This window comes from Streptomyces sp. NPDC006463 (assembly GCF_042870715.1).
In the GTDB taxonomy this organism is placed as follows: Bacteria; Actinomycetota; Actinomycetes; order Streptomycetales; family Streptomycetaceae; genus Streptomyces.
The window spans coordinates 66,935-84,093 of the sequence record NZ_JBIAHP010000025.1; the positions used below are offsets into that span (position 1 = coordinate 66,935).

The window sequence follows — 17,159 nt, forward strand, 5'->3', positions numbered from 1 at the left end:
CCCGGATTCTATAGCGGCCGCTACGGAATCTGATACGTTCCTTTCTGTAGCGACCACTAGCAAATGCTGAAGGGGGGCGCGTCATGGGCGTGCTCAAGGGGAAGACGGCGCTGGTCACGGGCGGCAGCAGGGGTATCGGCCGGGCCGTGGCGGAGCGGCTGGCGCGGGACGGGGCGCTGGTGGCCGTGCACTACGGACGGAGCGAGGCCGCGGCGAAGGAGACCGTGGCCGCGATCGAGGCGGTCGGCGGACGGGCCTTCGCCATCGGGGCCGAGCTCGGGGTCCCGGGCGACGCCCGGGCCCTGTGGGAGGCGTACGAGTCCCACCCGATGCGTACCGACGGCGTGGACGTCCTGGTGAACAACGCGGGGGCCGCGACCTTCGCCGGAATCTCGGACACGGACGAGGAGACCTACGACCGGGCCCACGCGCTCAACGCCAAGGCGCCCTTCTTCGTGATCCAGCACGGGCTGGCCCGGCTGCGGGACGGGGGCAGGATCGTGAACGTGACCGGCACCCCGGACATCGCCCTGCCCGCGATCCTGGCCACGGTCATGGCGAAGGGCGCGGCGAACGCGCTGACCCGGTCGCTGGCCGCCGAGCTGGCCCCGCGCGGGATCACGGTGAACTCGGTGGCGCCCGGCATCACCGAGACCGACCTGAACGCGGGGCTGCTCGCGGACCCCGGGACCCGGGCCCACCTGGCCTCGCGCTCGGTGTTCCACCGGGTCGGCACGGCGGAGGAGGTCGCGGACGTGGTGGCCTTCCTGGCCTCGCCGGACTCCCGCTGGGTGACCGGCCAGCACCTCGACGCCACGGGCGGCCTCCAGCTCGCGCTGGCCTAGCCGGCGCCGACGGCGGATCCCGGCGCCCGGGAGGCCGGGCACCGGGATCCGGATCACCATGGATAACGGCGGGACCCCCGCCACAGACGGCCGCCTCTGCTAGATTGGTCTATACCACCTCACCACTCCAGATCGGCAGGCCCCGCGTGGAAGTTGTCATCGTCCCGGACGCCAAAGCAGGCGGCGAGCTCATCGCGGAGGCCATGGCCGCCCTGGTCCGCCGCAAGCCCGACGCCCTGCTCGGCGTGGCGACCGGCTCTACCCCGCTGCCCGTCTACGAAGCCCTCGCCGCCAAGGTCAAGGCGGGGCAAGTCGACGCCTCCAGGGCGCGGATATGCCAGCTCGACGAATACGTGGGCCTGCCGGCCGGGCACCCGGAGTCCTACCGCGCCGTCGTACTGCGCGAGGTGGTCGAACCGCTCGGCCTGTCCGAGGCCTCCTTCATGGGCCCCGACGGCTCGGCGGCGGACATCGTCGCCGCGTGCGCGGCCTACGACCAGGCCCTGGCCGCGGCGGGCGGCGTCGACCTCCAGCTGCTGGGCATCGGCACGGACGGCCACATCGGCTTCAACGAGCCCTGCTCCTCGCTGGCCTCCCGCACCCGGATCAAGACGCTGACGGAGCAGACCCGTGTGGACAACGCGCGGTTCTTCGACGACGACATAGAGCAGGTGCCGCACCACGTCATCACCCAGGGCATCGGCACCATCCTCGACGCCCGCCACCTGGTCCTGCTGGCCACGGGTGAGGGCAAGGCCGAGGCCGTCGCGCAGACCGTGGAGGGCCCGCTGTCGGCGCTGGTCCCGGCCTCCGCGCTGCAGCTGCACCGGCACGCGACCGTCGTCGTGGACGAGGCCGCCGCGTCGAAGCTGAAGCTGGCCGAGTACTTCCGGCACACGTACGCCAACAAGCCCGCCTGGCAGGGCCTGTAGCCGTACCCGCCACCGCCGCAGGGCCGGACTCCCATGAGGGGGCCGGCCCTCCGTGCGTTCGAGTGCCGGGCGCGGTACGCGACGAAGCCGGGCACCACCCCTGTGACGGGTGCCCGGCTCCGGCTCGGCGCGGGTTCACACCCCCGCGATGACCTCGGCGGCGGCGCGGCCGCAGACGCGCGAGGCGCCGTGTGTCGCGATGTGCAGGGCGCCGCGCGGCGCCGCCTGCGGGAGGCCCATCTCGACCACGACCGTGTCCGGACGCGCCGCGACCAGCGCGTCCAGGGCCCGCGTCATCCACGGGTGCCGGTGCGCGTCACGGACCACCGCGACGACGGTGCGGTCCCCCGCCGCCGCCAGGACGTCCCCGGCCGAGGCGCCCTCCGGGTAGACGCCCGCCTGCGTGCCCGGGAGCAGCGAGCCCAGCTCCGCGGCCACTCCCCACGGCGTCTCGTCCCCCACCGCGATGTTCGCGACGGGCGCGAGCGTGGCCACGTACGGGGCGGACACCGGTGCGACCGAGCCTGTGATCACCAGCGCCCGGCGGGCGGCTGTCAGGCCGATGCCGGATGCGCGGCTCCCCTCCGGCCGCGCATCCGGCCTGGCCCGGCGGGTCCACGCGGCCAGCGCGCGGACCCGGTCGGCCGCCTCGGCGAGCCGCTCCTCCGGGAGCCCGCCCTCGCGGACGGCCGCGACCAGCGCGTCGCGCAGCCTGAGCACGGTCGCCTCGTCGGCGAGGCCGCCGCCGACGCAGATCGCGTCGGCGCCGGCCGCGATGGCCAGGACCGAGCCGCGCTCGATCCCGTACGTCCCGGCGATGGCGTTCATCTCCATGCCGTCGGTGACGATCAGGCCCTCGTAGCCGAGTTCCTTGCGCAGCAGCCCGGTCAGGATCTGCGGGCTGAGGGTGGCCGGGCGGGTCGGGTCGAGGGCGGGCACCAGGATGTGCGCGCTCATCACGGCCTTGGTGCCGGCCTCGATGGCCGCCCTGAAGGGGACGAGCTCGCGGGCCTGGAGGGTGTCCAGGTCCACGTCGATGCGCGGCAGCGCGTGGTGCGAGTCGACGTTGGTGTCGCCGTGGCCCGGGAAGTGCTTGGTGCACGCGGCGACGCCGGCGGCCTGGAGGCCTTCCACGTACGCGGCCGTGTGCCGGGCCGTCAGGTCGGTGTCGGCGCCGAAGGACCGTACGCCGATCACCGGATTGTCCGGGTTGGAGTTCACGTCCGCGGACGGGGCCCAGTTGAGGTTGACCCCGCACTCGGCGAGGCGCCGGCCCAGTTCGAGGGCGACGTCGCGGGTCAGGGCAGTGTCGTCGACGGCGCCGAGGGCCAGGTTCCCGGGGAAGGACGAGCCGCCCCGGACCTCCAGGCGGGTGACGTCGCCGCCCTCCTCGTCGATGGCGACCAGGACGTCGTCACGCTCGGTACGCAGCTGCGCGGTCAGCGCGGCGAGCTGCTCGGGCGAGGTGATGTTGCGGCCGAACAGGCCGACGGCGGTGAGGCCTTCGCCGACCTGGCGCAGCAGCCAGGCGGGGGCGGTGGTGCCTTCGAAGCCGGGCTGGAGGACCGCGAGGGCGTCCCTGGTCACGGCATCGTTCGAATCGGACGCGGTGGGGCGGTGCGCAAGGACAGTCATGGGGCCGTTATCCCTTCACGGCCCCGGCGGTCATGCCGCCGACGGCCTTGCGCTGGAGGAAGATGAAGATCAGCAGGACCGGGACCGCGAACAGCGAGGAAGCGGCCATGGTGGCGCCCCAGTCGTTGCCGAACGCGCTCTGGAACTCGGTCAGCCAGAGCGGCAGGGTCTGCGCGGTCTTGTCCTTGTTCAGGATCAGGACCATCGCGAACTCGTTCCAGGCGGTGATGAAGCCGAACAGCGAGGTGGACATCAGGCCGGGGGCCAGCAGCGGGAAGATCACCTTGCGGAAGGCCTGGCCGCGGGTGCAGCCGTCGATCTGGGCGGCCTCCTCCAGCGTCACCGGGACGGCGGCGATGAAGCCGCGCAGCGTCCAGATGGTGAAGGGGAGGACCATCACGAAGTAGATCGCGGTGAGCAGCGGGAGGCTGTTCAGGACCTCGGCGTCGCGGGCGATCATGTACATCGCGACGACCATGACCTCCCAGGGGGCCATCTGGGCCATCATCACGGCGAGGACGAGGCCCTTGCGGCCCTTGAACTTCATGCGGGCGATGGCGAAGCTCGCGGCGAGGGCGACGAGCAGGGCCAGCAGGACGGCTCCGACGGTGACCAGGACGCTGTTGGTGACGTACGTCCAGAAGTTGGCGACCCCGGTGGCCTTGGTGAAGTTGTCCAGCGTCGGGGTGAAGACGAAGACCGGGTCCTTGGTGAGGATCTGGCTGGACGGCTTGAGCGCCGAGGAGAACATCCAGTACACGGGGAAGACGAAGACGAGGGCCAGCAGGAGCGCGCCGAGGTTCTTGGCGACGGCTGCGGGGCGGACCGGCCGGCGCGTGCGGAGCTTCTGCCCGGGCTCGGGGGCGGCGGCCTTCGGGGCGGTGGTCGTGCTCACTGCTCCTCCTCCTGCTTCAGGATCAGGCGGAAGTAGAAGGACATGACGATCACGAGGATCACGATCGTCAGGACGGAGATGGCGGCGGCGAGGCCGTAGTGGGCCTGGCTCTGGCCCTCGACGTAGGCGAAGACCGGCAGGATCTCGGAGGCGCGGTCGGGGCCGCCCTTGTTCATCGCGTAGACCTGGGTGAAGGCCTTGAAGACCCAGATCACCTCAAGGAACGTGGTGATGAGGAAGAAGGGCTTGAGGTTCGGGAAGACGATCTTCCAGAACGTCTGCCAGCCGTTGGCCCCGTCCATCCGGGCGGCCTCGTACAGCTCGGCGCCGACCGTGGTGAGGCCGGCGTACATGTTGAGGGCGACGAAGGGGATGGATCCCCAGACGACCAGGATCGTGACGATCACGAGGGTGGAGAGGCCGGTCTCCATCCAGTTGTGCTGTTCGTAGCCGGCGAATCCGGCGGTGCGCATCACCCAGTTCATGACGCCGAACTGCTCGTCGAACAGCCACTTGAAGACCTGCACGGAGGCGACGATCGGCATGGCCCAGGCCATCACCAGCGCCATCGACAGGACCAGGCGCATCTTCTTGCCGAGCTTGTTCAGCAGGATGCCGATGAGGCTGCCGAGCGTCATGATCAGCGCGACGTTGGCCAGGGTGAAGGCGAAGCTGCGTACGACGACGGTCCAGAAGTCCGCGTCACCGAGGAGCTCGGTGTAGTTGTCCAGTCCCGCGAACGGGTACTTCCGCTGGATGAACTCGATCTTGTTGATGTCCTGGAAGGACAGGATCACGTTCTTGATCAGCGGGTACAGCAGGAGCGTCGCGAGGGCGAGCACGGCGGGCCCGACCAGCAGGTAGGGCAGCCACCCCGAGGGGAGCGGCCTTCTGCCCCCGCGAGGAGACGTATGACCGGGGCCGGTCGTGGTGGTGGGCCCTTCGGGCCGCCCGGCGGACTTCGGTGGTGCGTCCTGTGGAGCGCTGGTCACCGCTCCCTGGGAGTGCACGGTCATGTCTGGCTTCCTCGCGGTTGACTGTGGAGTCAAATGCGCGACCGGGGGCACGGCAGGCGGCTGGACGCCTGCCGCACCCCCCGGTGCGTTCACACTGCTGGGCAGTGCGGGTCGTGCCGGTACTGCGGGGCGGGACTACTTGTTGATGCGGCTCGCGATTTCCTTGTCCGCGTCCGCGCCCGCCTTGGCGGCGTCCTCACCCTTCAGGACCTTGGTCATGAACTCCTTGACGGGGTTCGGCTCGGTCTCGACGTTCGCCCAGCCCGGGGTGACCGGGGTGATCTTGCCGTTGACGCCGGCCTTGCCCATGGCCTCGGCGAACGAGCCCGCGGCGGGGGTGAAGTTCGCGCCGGCCTGGTTCGGGAGCAGCGCGCCCTTGGTCTCGGCGGCGTACTTGGCCATCTGGTCCTTGCCTGCGGCGAGGGCCAGCCACTCCTTGGCGAGCTCCTTGTTCTTGGAGCGCTCGGCGACCGCGAGGTTCGAGCCGCCGAGGAAGACGGTGCCGCTCTTGTCAGCGGTCTTGCCCGGGATCGGGAAGTAGCCGAAGTCGGCCTCCTTGCCCGCCTCCTTCAGGGCCTTCTCCGCGCCGCCGGCCTCCCAGCCGAGACCGATCCAGGACGAGACGCCGCCCTTGGGAACGATGTCGGTGGACTGCTGCGGGGTGGCCTCGTCCTTGTCCTTGGGGGCGGTGGAGTAGGCCTGGAGCTTCTTGTAGAACTCCATCGCGGAGGCGGCCTGGGGGGTGCCGAGACCGCCCTTCCACTTGCCGCCGTCCTTGACGGCGAGGTCGCCGCCCTCGTCCCAGATGAAGCCCGCGAGGACGTACCAGCTCTGGCCGGGGAGGTAGATCGGCTGCGACGACGGGTCCGCGGCCTTCAGCTTCTCCAGGCCGGCGATCCACTCGTCACGGGTGGTCGGCGGGGTGACGCCCGCCTTCGCGAAGGCCTTCTTGTCGTACACGACGACGCGGTTGGCCGCGTACCACGGAGCGGAGTAGAGCTTGCCCTCGTACTCGGCCGAGGCGAGCATGCTCTTCTGCCAGGCGTCGGCGCCGAGCTTGGCCTTGTCCTTGGTCAGGTCGGCGAGGCCGCCGGTGACCGCGTAGCCGGCGGTCTGGGTGTTGCCGAGTTCGAGGACGTCCGGCGGGGTGTTCTCGGAGAGGGCCGTGGTGACCTTCTCCTGGATGCCCTTCCACTGCTGCTCTTCGACCTTTACCGTGACACCGGGGTGCTTGGCCGAGAACTCCTTGTTGACCTCGTCGATCCAGGCCTTCGGCGCGGAGCCGTCCATCACCCAGACGGTGATCTCTTTGGCGCCACCCGCGTCGGTCTTGCCCTTGTCGTCGCCGCCGTTGCCGCACGCCGCGACTGCGGCCATCATGCCCGCGACTCCGACCGCCGCGATGAGCTTGCGCTTCACGCCACCCTCCTCAGGGATGCTGCCTGCAACTTCCCTCGCCCGCCGCGGTGACGTACGTACCAAGTACTGCCCGTGGGGCCGGGATCTGATCCATATTGGTGTAGACCAGTAGCTGGAGCTTGGCCTAGACCTTTAGGGGTGTCAAGGGTCTAATGAGCGGGTGCTCGGTCCGTTACCGGACCGACACCTGGGGAGAGAGAAGGCCTGTCCCCCCACTCGTGTCACGATGTGACCGCACATATCGGAGGAGCCGGTGACGGCAGCGAAACTGGAGTCGGGAAGGCGGGCGGCGATGGCCACCGAAGGGGCGACCACGGAGCCGGAAGGCGGGGCGGCCACCCGCACGGCGCGCGTTCCCAAGTACTACCGACTCAAGCGGCACTTGCTCGACATGACCGAAACACTGCCGCCCGGCACGCCGGTGCCGCCGGAGCGCACGCTCGCGGCCGAATTCGACACCTCGCGGACCACCGTCCGCCAGGCCCTCCAGGAGCTCGTCGTCGAGGGGCGGCTGGAACGGATCCAGGGCAAGGGGACATTCGTCGCAAAGCCCAAGGTCTCACAGGCCCTCCAACTGACCTCGTACACGGAGGACATGCGCGCCCAGGGGCTGGAACCGACCTCCCAGCTCCTCGACATCGGCTACGTGACCGCCGACGACACACTCGCCGGACTGCTCAAGATCAACACCGGCGGACGGGTCCTGCGCATCGAGCGCCTGCGGCTGGCCAGCGGTGAGCCGATGGCCATCGAGACCACCCACCTCTCGGCCAAGCGATTCCCCGCCCTGCGCCGTTCGCTCGCCAAGTACACCTCCCTCTACACCGCTCTCGCCGAGGTGTACGACGTCCACCTCGCGGAGGCCGAGGAGACGATCGAGACCTCGCTGGCCACCCCGCGCGAGGCGGGCCTGCTCGGCACCGACGTCGGGCTGCCGATGCTGATGCTCTCCCGGCACTCCCTGGACGCGGACGGCGAGCCGGTCGAATGGGTGCGGTCGGTGTACCGGGGCGACCGCTACAAGTTCGTGGCCAGGCTCAAGCGACCCGCCGTCTAGCACCCGGGCCCTTATACCGGAATACGGACGGGGTCTTACGTTCTCCGGGCAATCCCCCGTAGATTCCCTGCGCTTGGGCAGTGATCGACGAGGGGACGAGAGCCATGGCCGAACCGCAAACTACTGGTACAGAACGGGCCGCGGCGAGTCCAGGCGGCACTCCGGGCTCGCCTTCGCCGAAGTCCATCGCCGTGTGGGTGCTCGTCGGCCTCATCGGCGCCCTCGGCTGGGCCGTGCTCGCGCTCTCGCGCGGCGAGGAGGTCTCGGCCGCCTGGCTGCTCGCCGCCGCCCTGGGCTCGTACGCGATCGGCTACCGCTTCTACTCCCGGTTCATCGCGCACCGCGTGCTGAAGGTGGACAAGACGCGGGCCACCCCCGCCGAACGCCTCGACAACGGTGTCGACTTCCACCCCACCGACCGGCGGGTGCTCTTCGGCCACCACTTCGCGGCCGTCGCCGGCGCCGGCCCGCTCGTCGGCCCCGTGCTCGCCGCCCAGATGGGCTATCTGCCGGGCACCATCTGGATCGTCGCGGGCGTCATCTTCGCGGGCGCGGTCCAGGACATGGTCACGCTGTTCTTCTCCACCCGGCGCGACGGGCGCTCGCTCGGCCAGATGGCCCGGGACGAGATCGGCCCCGTGGGCGGAGCCGCCGCCCTCGTCGCCGTGTTCGCCATCATGATCATCCTGCTGGCGGTGCTCGCACTCGTCATCGTCAACGCGCTGGCGCACTCCCCGTGGGGCGTCTTCTCCATCGGCATGACCATCCCCATCGCCCTCTTCATGGGCTTCTACCTGCGCGTGCTGCGCCCGGGCCGGGTCACCGAGATCTCCGTCATCGGCGTCGCGCTGCTGCTGCTCGCCATCGTCGCGGGCGGCTGGGTCGCCGAGTCCTCCTTCGCCTCCACCTTCACGCTGGAGAAGGAGACGCTGGTCATCTGGATGGTCGTGTACGGCTTCGTCGCGTCGGTGCTGCCGGTGTGGATGCTCCTCGCGCCCCGCGACTACCTCTCCACCTTCATGAAGATCGGCACGATCGCGCTGCTCGCGGTGGGCGTGGTGATCGCGATGCCGACGCTGAAGATGCCCGCGGTCACCGACTTCGCGGCCCGCGGCGACGGCCCGGTCTTCGCCGGCTCGATGTTCCCCTTCGTCTTCATCACCATCGCGTGCGGGGCCCTGTCCGGCTTCCACTCCCTGGTCGCCTCGGGCACCACGCCGAAGATGATCCAGAAGGAGACCCAGGTCCGGGTCATCGGCTACGGCGCGATGCTCACCGAGTCGTTCGTCGCGGTCATGGCGATCATCGCGGCCTGCATCATCGAGCCCGGTCTGTTCTTCGCCGTGAACTCCCCCGGCGGAGTCATCGGCACCACGGTCGAGACCGCCTCGGCGGCGGTGACCAACTTCGGCTTCGCCATCTCCCCGGACGCCCTCGCCCAGGCCGCGAAGGACGTGGAGGAGGCCACCCTGCTCTCCCGTACGGGCGGCGCGCCGACCTTCGCACTCGGAATGTCGGAGATCTTCTCGGCCGTCCTCGGCGGCGCCGGGATGAAGGCCTTCTGGTACCACTTCGCCATCATGTTCGAGGCGCTGTTCATCCTGACCACGCTCGACGCGGGCACCCGCGTCGGCCGGTTCATGCTCCAGGACACCCTCGGCAACGTGCACAAGCCCTTCAAGGACGTCAGCTGGAAGCCGGGCGTCTGGCTGGCGAGCGCCATCGTCGTCCTCGGCTGGGGCTACTTCCTCTGGGTCGGCATCAAGGACCCGCTGGGCGGCATCAACCAGCTCTTCCCGCTGTTCGGGATCGCGAACCAGCTGCTCGCGGCGGTCGCCCTGGCCGTCTGCACCACCCTGCTGGTCAAGTCCGGCCGGCTGAAGTGGGCCTGGGTGACGGGTGTTCCGCTGGCGTGGGACGTGGCGGTCACGCTCACCGCGAGCTACCAGAAGATCTTCTCCGAGGACGTGAAGGTCGGCTTCTTCGCGCAGCGGGACAAGTACCAGGCCGGGATCGACGCGGGCAAGGTCCTGCCGCCCGCCAAGAACATGGACGACATGCACACCGTGGTCACCAACGCCACGGTGGACGGCGCCCTGTCGGCCCTGTTCGCGATCCTCATCCTCATCGTGCTGGCGGACGCGGCCCGGACCTGCTTCAAGGCCGTCAGCAGCCCGGAGTCCGTGAAGCTCTCGGAGGTCCCGTGGACCGAGTCGAAGATCATCGCTCCGGCCGGCCTGATCCCGACCGCCGAGGAGAGGGCGGAGCTCGCCCTGGCCGGCCTCGACTCGGGCGGCGGCCGGGCCAACGAGCCCCTGTCCTCATGAGCGGCTCCACGAGCGGCCGTACGAGCCTGCGCGACGTGCTGGCGCGGGCCCGGTTCTACGTACGGGAGTTCTCGGGGGAGGCGGCGTACGACCGGTACGTGGCCCACGCCCGCTCCCACGACCCGGACGCGCAGGTCCTGAGCCGCCGGGAGTTCGAGCGGGCCCGTACGGACGCGCGCGAGGCGGACCCCCGCGAGGGCTTCCGCTGCTGCTGAGCGGTGCGTGAAGGGGCCCCCGGTCGTGACCGGGGGCCCCTTCCACGTGCTCAGCGCACCCAGTCCTTGAGGGGCTCGGTCTGCAGGGTGATACCGACGGGGTCGGGTAGCTCGACGCCCTTCCTGCACACTCGGCCGCATGGACATCGTGATCAGAACAGCCGTACCGGACGACTACGCGGAACTCGGCGAGATCACCGCCCGGGCCTACCTCGCCGACGGACACCTGGACTTCGGCGAGGACGACGGATACCTGCACGTGCTGCGCGACGTGGCCGGCCGGGCCGCCGAGGCCGAAGTGCTCGTCGCCGAACGGGACGGACGGGTCCTGGGCGGAGTGACATTCGCCCCGCCCGGCAGCCCGCTCGCCGACATCGCCGGTCCGGACGAGGCCGAGTTCCGGATGCTCGCCGTGGCCCACGACGCTCGCGGCCAGGGCGTCGGCGAGGCCCTGGTGCGGGCGTGCGTCGAACGGGCCCGGGCCACCGAGGGCGTGACAGGGCTCGTGCTCTCCACCCAGCACTCCATGGCCGGCGCCCACCGGATCTACGCGCGACTGGGCTTCGTACGCACTCCCGAGCGGGACTGGTCACCCGTCAAAGACCTGGAGTTGCTCACTTATCGGTTGAAGCTGTAGCCACGCCGACACAACATGTAGGGGCTGCCGCATCCGGCCGCCCCCACATGTATGCTCATGCCTGCTGTCGCCGCAGGGGAATCCGGTGCGAATCCGGAACTGTCCCGCAACGGTATGAAGTGCACCGATCAGTGCATCCGCAAGTCCGAGGACCTGCCGACAGCGCGCCCGGCTCGACCGAACCGGGTGCCGATACGTCCGGGTCTCGCGGTTGGGCCGGTGGACGCCATGCGGCCTACGCGTTCCCGCACGCCCGCATGCGCCCGCTCGCCCCGCCCCGCCGATGACCGGGCCGAGCGAGGGAGAGCTCCCGCCGTGACCATCGCGCCTTCCGCACCGCGCGCCGAGTCCACTTCTGGCGACAACACCGAGGGCCCGGGGGCCACGCTGCTGCGTACCCTCACCGAACTGACGGCGGACCTCCCCGACACGGACCCGGGCCGGGTCGCCGCCGCCGCGCTGCGCGGCCGCAGCTCCGCCGCCGACGAGGCCGAACTGCGCGCCCTGGCCACCGAGGCCGCCGCGGGGCTCATCTCCGAGGACCCGGCCTACTCCCGCCTCGCCGCGCGGCTGCTGACGCTCGCCGTCCGTGACGAGGCCGCCGGCCAGGGCGCCACCTCCTTCTCCGAGTCGGTCGCGGTCGGGCACCGCGAGGGGCTCATCGCCGACCGCACGGCCGAGTTCGTACGCATCCACGCGAGCCGCCTCGACGCGCTGGTGGAGCACGCCCTCATCGAGGGCGCCGACGACCGCTTCGGCTTCTTCGGCCTGCGCACCCTGCACAGCCGCTACCTGCTGCGCCACCCGATCACCCGCCAGGTCGTGGAGACCCCGCAGTTCTTCATGCTGCGCGTGGCCTGTGGCCTCGCGGAGGACGAGAGCATGCGCGCCGTCGAGGAAGTGGCCTCGCTGTACCGGCTGATGAGCCGCCTCGACTACCTGCCCTCCTCCCCCACGCTCTTCAACTCCGGCACCCGGCACCCGCAGATGTCCTCCTGCTACCTGCTGGACTCCCCGCTGGACGAGCTCGACTCGATCTACGACCGCTACCACCAGGTCGCGCGCCTCTCCAAGCACGCCGGCGGCATCGGTCTGTCGTACTCCCGCATCCGCGCCCGCGGTTCGCTGATCCGCGGCACCAACGGCCACTCCAACGGCATCGTGCCGTTCCTGAAGACCCTCGACGCCTCCGTCGCCGCCGTGAACCAGGGCGGCCGCCGCAAGGGCGCCGCCGCCGTCTACCTGGAGACCTGGCACGCGGACATCGAGGAGTTCCTGGAGCTCCGCGACAACACCGGTGAGGACCAGCGCCGTACGCACAACCTGAACCTCGCCCACTGGGTGCCGGACGAGTTCATGCGCCGCGTGAACGCCGACGCCGACTGGTCGCTGTTCTCGCCGGCCGACGTACCCGAGCTGGTGGACCTGTGGGGCGACGAGTTCGACGCCGCCTACCGCAAGGCCGAGGAGTCGGGCCTGGCCCGCAAGACCATGCCCGCCCGCGACCTGTACGGCCGGATGATGCGCACCCTCGCGCAGACCGGCCAGGGCTGGATGACCTTCAAGGACGCCTCCAACCGCACGGCGAACCAGACCGCCGAGCCGGGCTCGGTCGTCCACTCCTCGAACCTGTGCACCGAGATCATCGAGGTCACCAACGACGGCGAGACGGCCGTCTGCAACCTCGGCTCGGTCAACATGGGCGCCTTCGTCGTGGACGGGGAGATCGACTGGGAGCGGCTGGACGAGACCGTCCGCACCGCCGTGACCTTCCTCGACCGCGTGGTGGACATCAACTTCTACCCGACCGAGCAGGCCGGCCGCTCCAATGCCCGCTGGCGCCCGGTGGGTCTGGGTGCGATGGGCCTCCAGGACGTCTTCTTCAAGCTGCGGATGCCCTTCGACTCCCCCGAGGCGAAGGCCCTGTCCACCAAGCTCTCCGAGCGGATCATGCTAGCCGCGTACGAGGCCTCCTGCGACCTCGCCGAGCGCAGCGGCCCGCTGCCCGCCTGGGACAAGACCCGCACCGCCCGCGGCGTCCTGCACCCCGATCACTACGGCTCCGCCGTCGAGCTGAACTGGCCGGAGCGCTGGGACGCGCTGCGCGCGCGTATCGCCCAGACCGGCATGCGCAACTCGCTGCTCCTGGCCATCGCCCCGACCGCGACGATCGCCTCGATCGCGGGTGTGTACGAGTGCATCGAGCCGCAGGTCTCCAACCTCTTCAAGCGCGAGACGCTGAGCGGCGAGTTCCTCCAGGTCAACGCCTACCTGGTGGACGAGCTGAAGCAGCTCGGCGTGTGGGACGCCCAGACCCGCGAGGCGCTGCGCGAGTCCAGCGGCTCGGTGCAGGGCTTCGGCTGGATCCCGGCCGAGGTGCGCGAGCTGTACCGCACGGCGTGGGAGATCCCGCAGCGCGGTCTGATCGACATGGCGGCGGCCCGTACGCCGTTCCTCGACCAGTCGCAGTCGCTGAACCTGTTCCTGGAGACGCCCACCATCGGCAAGCTCAGCTCGATGTACGCGTACGCCTGGAAGCAGGGTCTGAAGACCACGTACTACCTGCGTTCCCGCCCGGCGACGAAGATCGCCCGCGCCGCGTCCGGTTCCGCCGTCCCGGCCGCCGCCACCCCGCTCCCGCAGGCCGTCGACGCCGACGCCCTGGCCTGCTCCCTTGAGAACCCCGAGTCCTGCGAGGCCTGCCAGTAATGAGCTCCACCGACCACAAGAACCTCCTGGACCCGGGCTTCGAGCTCACGCTCCGCCCCATGCGCTACCCGGACTTCTACGAGCGCTACCGCGACGCGATCAAGAACACCTGGACCGTCGAGGAGGTCGACCTCCACTCGGACGTCGCGGACCTGGCGAAGCTGACGCCCGCCGAGCAGCACATGATCGGCCGGCTGGTCGCGTTCTTCGCGACCGGCGACTCGATCGTCTCCAACAACCTGGTGCTGACGCTCTACAAGCACATCAACTCCCCGGAGGCGCGCCTGTACCTGTCGCGCCAGCTGTTCGAGGAGGCCGTGCACGTCCAGTTCTACCTGACGCTGCTCGACACCTACCTGCCCGATCCGGACGACCGCGCGGCCGCCTTCGACGCGGTCGAGGAGATCCCGTCGATCCGCGAGAAGGCGCAGTTCTGCTTCAAGTGGATGGACTCGGTCGAGAAGATCGAGCGCCTGGAGACGGCCGCCGACCGGCGCCGCTTCCTGCTGAACCTGATCTGCTTCGCGGCGTGCATCGAGGGCCTGTTCTTCTACGGCGCCTTCGCGTACGTGTACTGGTTCCGCAGCCGCGGCCTGCTGCACGGCCTGGCCACGGGCACCAACTGGGTGTTCCGCGACGAGACCATGCACATGAACTTCGCCTTCGAGGTCGTGGACACGGTCCGCAAGGAGGAGCCGGAGCTCTTCGACGACGCGCTCCAGCAGCAGGTCACCGACATGCTGAAGGAGGCCGTGGAGGCGGAGCTTCAGTTCGGCCGGGACCTGTGCGGCGACGGCCTGCCCGGCATGAACACCGAGTCGATGCGCGAGTACCTGGAGTGCGTCGCGGACCAGCGACTGGTCCGCCTCGGCTTCCCGCCGGTCTACGGCTCGCAGAACCCGTTCTCCTTCATGGAGCTGCAGGGCGTCCAGGAGCTGACGAACTTCTTCGAGCGCCGTCCGTCCGCCTACCAGGTCGCGGTCGAGGGCACGGTCGACCTGGACGAGGACTTCTAGCCCGTCCGCGCATGTGCGCCCGGAGCCGGAACGCGAAGGACGACCGCGTTCCGGCTCCTCGCGTCCGGGGGCCGGGCCTCAGTGGGCCATGCGTCCCCGGCGCCAGGTGAGGAACCGGATGCCGCGCCGGCGCGGAGTGGGCGGCAGACCGCCCGCCCGCTGGCGGGGCAGCCACACCAGCCGGGTCGCGGCGGCCCGCAGCTGCCGGTCGATCCGCCGGTCGCCGCGCGCCCCGTACAGGCTCGGCCCGAGCAGGACGGCGGCGATGACCAGGACGGCGAGGTAGTCCAGAGAAGTACTCATACCTCCACTGTCCGCCTGTTCGGCCATGATCGACGAGTGGCAGGACTGTCATCAAAGAGCGAATTACTGCCACACTGGGGCCATGCTGACCAACGTGGCCGTGGCTCTCGTCGACGGTGTCGCCCCGTTCGAGCTTGGGATCTTCTGCGAAGTCTTCGGAATCGACCGCAGCGACATGGGACTGCCGGTGTACGACTTCGCCGTGTGCGCGGCGCAGGACCGGCGCTCCCCGACCGGCGGCGGGCATTTCGACATCGTCGTCCCGTACGGCCTGGAGCGACTGGAGAGCGCGGACCTGATCTGCGTGCCGGCCGACCGCCGGGCCACGACCCGCGAGTACCCCGAGCCGCTGCTGGCGGCCCTGCGCCGGGCCGTGGACCGCGGGGCGCGGGTGCTGAGCGTGTGCAACGGGGCCTTCATGCTGGGCGCGGCCGGCCTGCTCGACGGCCGCCGCTGCACCACCCACTGGATGCACGCCCCGACCCTGACGCGCCGTTACCCGCGCGCCCTGGTCGACCCCGACGTGCTGTACGTGGACGAGGGCCAGGTGATCACCTCGGCGGGCACCGCCTCGGGCGTCGACGCCTGCCTGCACGTGGTCCGGCAGGAGCAGGGCGCCGAGGTGGCCAACACGATCGCGAGGCGGATGGTCGTACCACCGCACCGGGACGGCGGGCAGGCGCAGTTCATCCGGCGCCCGCTCCCCCGCACGGCCTGCGACACGGTGGGCGAGGTGATCGGGTGGATGGCCCGCCACCTGGACGGCGAGATCACCGTCGAGCAGCTCGCGGAGCGCGCGCACATGTCGCCGCGCACCTTCGCCCGCCGCTTCCTCCAGGAGACCGGCACCACCCCGTACCAGTGGGTGCTCCGCCAGCGGGTCCTGCTGGCCCAGGAGTTGCTGGAGTCCACCGACGAGACCGTCGACGCGATCGCGGGCCGCTGCGGCTTCGGCAACGCGGCCGCCCTGCGCCACCACTTCCTGCGGACGCTCGGCACCACACCGAACGCGTTCAGGCGCACCTTCCGGGGGCCGCGGGCCGTGGCCTGACCGGTGCGCTCTGGCCGAGAAGCAGGGAACCTTTGGCCCAAACCAAGTCCGTGTGTAGTCAGGCGGTATCGTACGGTGATGAGGCCTGGCCTGGCCGCGCCCGCACAGCGTCCGGCCGCGCGCCGCTCACCACTGCCCAGGGGGGCCTTCCATGTCCCGTTCCGCCCGCATCCTCACCGCCGCCGCGTTCGCCGTTCTGCTCGTAGGCGGCGCGGCCCAGGCCGCTTCCGCGGACAGCGGCTGGGGCTTCGCACCAGTCGACAGCGGCTGGGGCGCGGCTCCGGCCGACGCCGCGCGTAACCCCGCTCCCGCCGACAGCGGGTGGGGCTCCGCCCAGCGCTAGTCCAGAACCATGCGCACCTACGGCAGGACCCCGCTCCGATTCCCGAGCGGGGTCCTGCCGTAGGTGCGCGTGCGCGCGTGCGTACGCCGCGAGAGTCAGTCGTTCGGGACGGTCTCGTAGCGCGGGGTGCCCTCTTCCATCTGCCGCAGGGCGTCCTTGCGGTCCCGCTTCGAGAGCCGGTCGATGTACAGGTACCCGTACAGGTGGTCGGTCTCGTGCTGCAGGCAGCGCGCGAAGTAGCCGGTGCCGCGCACCTTGATCGGGTTGCCCTGCGCGTCCTGGCCCTCGACCTCGGCGTAGTCCGGGCGGGCCAGCGAGGCGTACGCCGTCGGGACCGACAGGCAGCCCTCGTTGGAGTCGTCCAGCACCCGCGCGCCGGCCGGCAGCTCCACGAGCTTCGGGTTGACCACGACACCGGTGTGCCGCACGCCGTCGTCGTCCGGGCAGTCGTACACGAAGACCTTGGCGTCCACGCCGATCTGGTTCGCGGCCAGGCCCACGCCCTCGGCGGCCTTCTGGCTGGCGAACATGTCGTCGATCAGCTGTGCCAGCTCGTCGCCGAACTCGGTGACGTCCTTGCACTCCCGGTGCAGGACCGGGTTGCCGACCACCGTGATCGGGCGGGCGGTGCCGCGCTCGCGGTGGGCGAGCTCGCGCTGCGCACAGTCCTCGGTGTCCACGACGTACCCGTCGTTCACCTCGGTACCGGCCGCGGCCTCGGCCTCGACAACCTCGTTCTCCTGCTGCGCCATATCCGCC

The 17,159-nt window shown here is 70.4% G+C and carries 16 protein-coding genes and 1 riboswitch; of the genes, 10 read left to right on the forward strand and 6 right to left on the reverse strand.

Translation table 11 applies throughout. The features are described from left to right. Window positions 1–83: 83 nt before the first annotated feature. Both ACFYOB_RS33760 and nagB read left to right on the forward strand, forming a co-directional pair. Window positions 84–845 carry an SDR family oxidoreductase gene (locus tag ACFYOB_RS33760; protein WP_388566686.1) on the forward strand — a complete coding sequence of 254 codons (762 nt, stop codon included), beginning with the start codon at window positions 84–86 and terminating at the stop codon, window positions 843–845. Between the two features lie 146 nt (window positions 846–991). Further along, window positions 992–1,777 (forward strand): glucosamine-6-phosphate deaminase, encoded by a 786-nt coding sequence (nagB, locus tag ACFYOB_RS33765; RefSeq protein ID WP_388566689.1) that lies wholly within the window; start codon window positions 992–994, stop codon window positions 1,775–1,777. A 135-nt stretch (window positions 1,778–1,912) separates the two neighbouring features. Here nagB and ACFYOB_RS33770 read toward each other — a convergent pair whose 3' ends face one another. The 4 genes from ACFYOB_RS33770 to ACFYOB_RS33785 all read right to left on the reverse strand — a co-directional run bounded on the left by ACFYOB_RS33770 (window position 1,913) and on the right by ACFYOB_RS33785 (window position 6,742). After that, the gene (locus tag ACFYOB_RS33770) at window positions 1,913–3,412 is read right to left on the reverse strand and encodes a glycoside hydrolase family 3 protein (protein ID WP_388566692.1); all 1,500 of its coding nucleotides are present in this window, start codon (window positions 3,410–3,412) and stop codon (window positions 1,913–1,915) included. Between the two features lie 7 nt (window positions 3,413–3,419). Then, complete coding sequence (locus tag ACFYOB_RS33775) at window positions 3,420–4,307, reverse strand: carbohydrate ABC transporter permease (RefSeq protein WP_388566695.1); 888 nt, start codon at window positions 4,305–4,307, stop codon at window positions 3,420–3,422. Next, a complete protein-coding gene (locus ACFYOB_RS33780; protein WP_388566698.1) occupies window positions 4,304–5,323 on the reverse strand; it encodes a carbohydrate ABC transporter permease in 1,020 nt (339 codons plus the stop codon). The genes ACFYOB_RS33775 and ACFYOB_RS33780 overlap by 4 nt, the downstream gene beginning before the upstream one ends. Before the next feature lie 135 nt (window positions 5,324–5,458). Further along, the gene (locus ACFYOB_RS33785) at window positions 5,459–6,742 is read right to left on the reverse strand and encodes an extracellular solute-binding protein (RefSeq protein ID WP_388566700.1); all 1,284 of its coding nucleotides are present in this window, start codon (window positions 6,740–6,742) and stop codon (window positions 5,459–5,461) included. 292 nt (window positions 6,743–7,034) lie between these two features. On the opposite strand from ACFYOB_RS33785, the gene ACFYOB_RS33790 reads away from it, so the two are divergent. The 6 genes from ACFYOB_RS33790 to ACFYOB_RS33815 all read left to right on the forward strand — a co-directional run bounded on the left by ACFYOB_RS33790 (window position 7,035) and on the right by ACFYOB_RS33815 (window position 14,703). Next, complete coding sequence (locus ACFYOB_RS33790) at window positions 7,035–7,799, forward strand: GntR family transcriptional regulator (RefSeq protein WP_328930413.1); 765 nt, start codon at window positions 7,035–7,037, stop codon at window positions 7,797–7,799. A 104-nt stretch (window positions 7,800–7,903) separates the two neighbouring features. After that, complete coding sequence (locus ACFYOB_RS33795) at window positions 7,904–10,126, forward strand: carbon starvation CstA family protein (protein WP_388566703.1); 2,223 nt, start codon at window positions 7,904–7,906, stop codon at window positions 10,124–10,126. Beyond that, on the forward strand, window positions 10,123–10,341 hold the full coding sequence (locus tag ACFYOB_RS33800; protein WP_388566705.1) for a YbdD/YjiX family protein: 219 nt from the start codon (window positions 10,123–10,125) through the stop codon (window positions 10,339–10,341). Before ACFYOB_RS33795 ends, ACFYOB_RS33800 begins: the two co-directional genes overlap by 4 nt. Before the next feature lie 139 nt (window positions 10,342–10,480). Continuing rightward, entirely contained in the window at window positions 10,481–10,978 is a 498-nt protein-coding gene (locus ACFYOB_RS33805; protein WP_388566708.1) for a GNAT family N-acetyltransferase, read from the forward strand. 44 nt (window positions 10,979–11,022) lie between these two features. Then, window positions 11,023–11,154, forward strand: a riboswitch (cobalamin riboswitch). Between the two features lie 139 nt (window positions 11,155–11,293). Beyond that, the gene (locus ACFYOB_RS33810) at window positions 11,294–13,687 is read left to right on the forward strand and encodes a ribonucleoside-diphosphate reductase subunit alpha (protein ID WP_388566710.1); all 2,394 of its coding nucleotides are present in this window, start codon (window positions 11,294–11,296) and stop codon (window positions 13,685–13,687) included. After that, window positions 13,687–14,703: a ribonucleotide-diphosphate reductase subunit beta gene (locus ACFYOB_RS33815; protein WP_388566712.1), complete on the forward strand. Its 1,017-nt coding sequence runs from the start codon at window positions 13,687–13,689 to the stop codon at window positions 14,701–14,703. Before ACFYOB_RS33810 ends, ACFYOB_RS33815 begins: the two co-directional genes overlap by 1 nt. 78 nt (window positions 14,704–14,781) lie before the next feature. Here ACFYOB_RS33815 and ACFYOB_RS33820 read toward each other — a convergent pair whose 3' ends face one another. Then, the gene (locus tag ACFYOB_RS33820) at window positions 14,782–15,006 is read right to left on the reverse strand and encodes a hypothetical protein (protein WP_388566714.1); all 225 of its coding nucleotides are present in this window, start codon (window positions 15,004–15,006) and stop codon (window positions 14,782–14,784) included. Between the two features lie 82 nt (window positions 15,007–15,088). On the opposite strand from ACFYOB_RS33820, the gene ACFYOB_RS33825 reads away from it, so the two are divergent. Continuing rightward, window positions 15,089–16,057 (forward strand): helix-turn-helix domain-containing protein, encoded by a 969-nt coding sequence (locus ACFYOB_RS33825; protein WP_388566716.1) that lies wholly within the window; start codon window positions 15,089–15,091, stop codon window positions 16,055–16,057. A 151-nt stretch (window positions 16,058–16,208) separates the two neighbouring features. Then, complete coding sequence (locus ACFYOB_RS33830) at window positions 16,209–16,400, forward strand: hypothetical protein (RefSeq protein ID WP_388566718.1); 192 nt, start codon at window positions 16,209–16,211, stop codon at window positions 16,398–16,400. A gap of 95 nt (window positions 16,401–16,495) precedes the next feature. On the opposite strand, the gene def is transcribed toward ACFYOB_RS33830, so the two are convergent. Further along, window positions 16,496–17,152 (reverse strand): peptide deformylase, encoded by a 657-nt coding sequence (gene def / locus ACFYOB_RS33835; RefSeq protein WP_388566720.1) that lies wholly within the window; start codon window positions 17,150–17,152, stop codon window positions 16,496–16,498. Window positions 17,153–17,159 lie beyond the last annotated feature (7 nt).

Coding starts and splice junctions, on each gene's coding strand:
- ACFYOB_RS33760 (WP_388566686.1), top strand. CDS start 84: ATGGGCGTGCTCAAGGGGAAGACGGCGCTGGTCACGGGCGGCAGCAGG.
- ACFYOB_RS33770 (WP_388566692.1), bottom strand. CDS start 3,412: ATGACTGTCCTTGCGCACCGCCCCACCGCGTCCGATTCGAACGATGCC.
- ACFYOB_RS33780 (WP_388566698.1), bottom strand. CDS start 5,323: ATGACCGTGCACTCCCAGGGAGCGGTGACCAGCGCTCCACAGGACGCA.
- ACFYOB_RS33790 (WP_328930413.1), top strand. CDS start 7,035: ATGGCCACCGAAGGGGCGACCACGGAGCCGGAAGGCGGGGCGGCCACC.
- ACFYOB_RS33795 (WP_388566703.1), top strand. CDS start 7,904: ATGGCCGAACCGCAAACTACTGGTACAGAACGGGCCGCGGCGAGTCCA.
- ACFYOB_RS33800 (WP_388566705.1), top strand. CDS start 10,123: ATGAGCGGCTCCACGAGCGGCCGTACGAGCCTGCGCGACGTGCTGGCG.
- ACFYOB_RS33805 (WP_388566708.1), top strand. CDS start 10,481: ATGGACATCGTGATCAGAACAGCCGTACCGGACGACTACGCGGAACTC.
- ACFYOB_RS33815 (WP_388566712.1), top strand. CDS start 13,687: ATGAGCTCCACCGACCACAAGAACCTCCTGGACCCGGGCTTCGAGCTC.
- ACFYOB_RS33820 (WP_388566714.1), bottom strand. CDS start 15,006: ATGAGTACTTCTCTGGACTACCTCGCCGTCCTGGTCATCGCCGCCGTC.
- ACFYOB_RS33825 (WP_388566716.1), top strand. CDS start 15,089: ATGCTGACCAACGTGGCCGTGGCTCTCGTCGACGGTGTCGCCCCGTTC.
- ACFYOB_RS33830 (WP_388566718.1), top strand. CDS start 16,209: ATGTCCCGTTCCGCCCGCATCCTCACCGCCGCCGCGTTCGCCGTTCTG.
- def (WP_388566720.1), bottom strand. CDS start 17,152: ATGGCGCAGCAGGAGAACGAGGTTGTCGAGGCCGAGGCCGCGGCCGGT.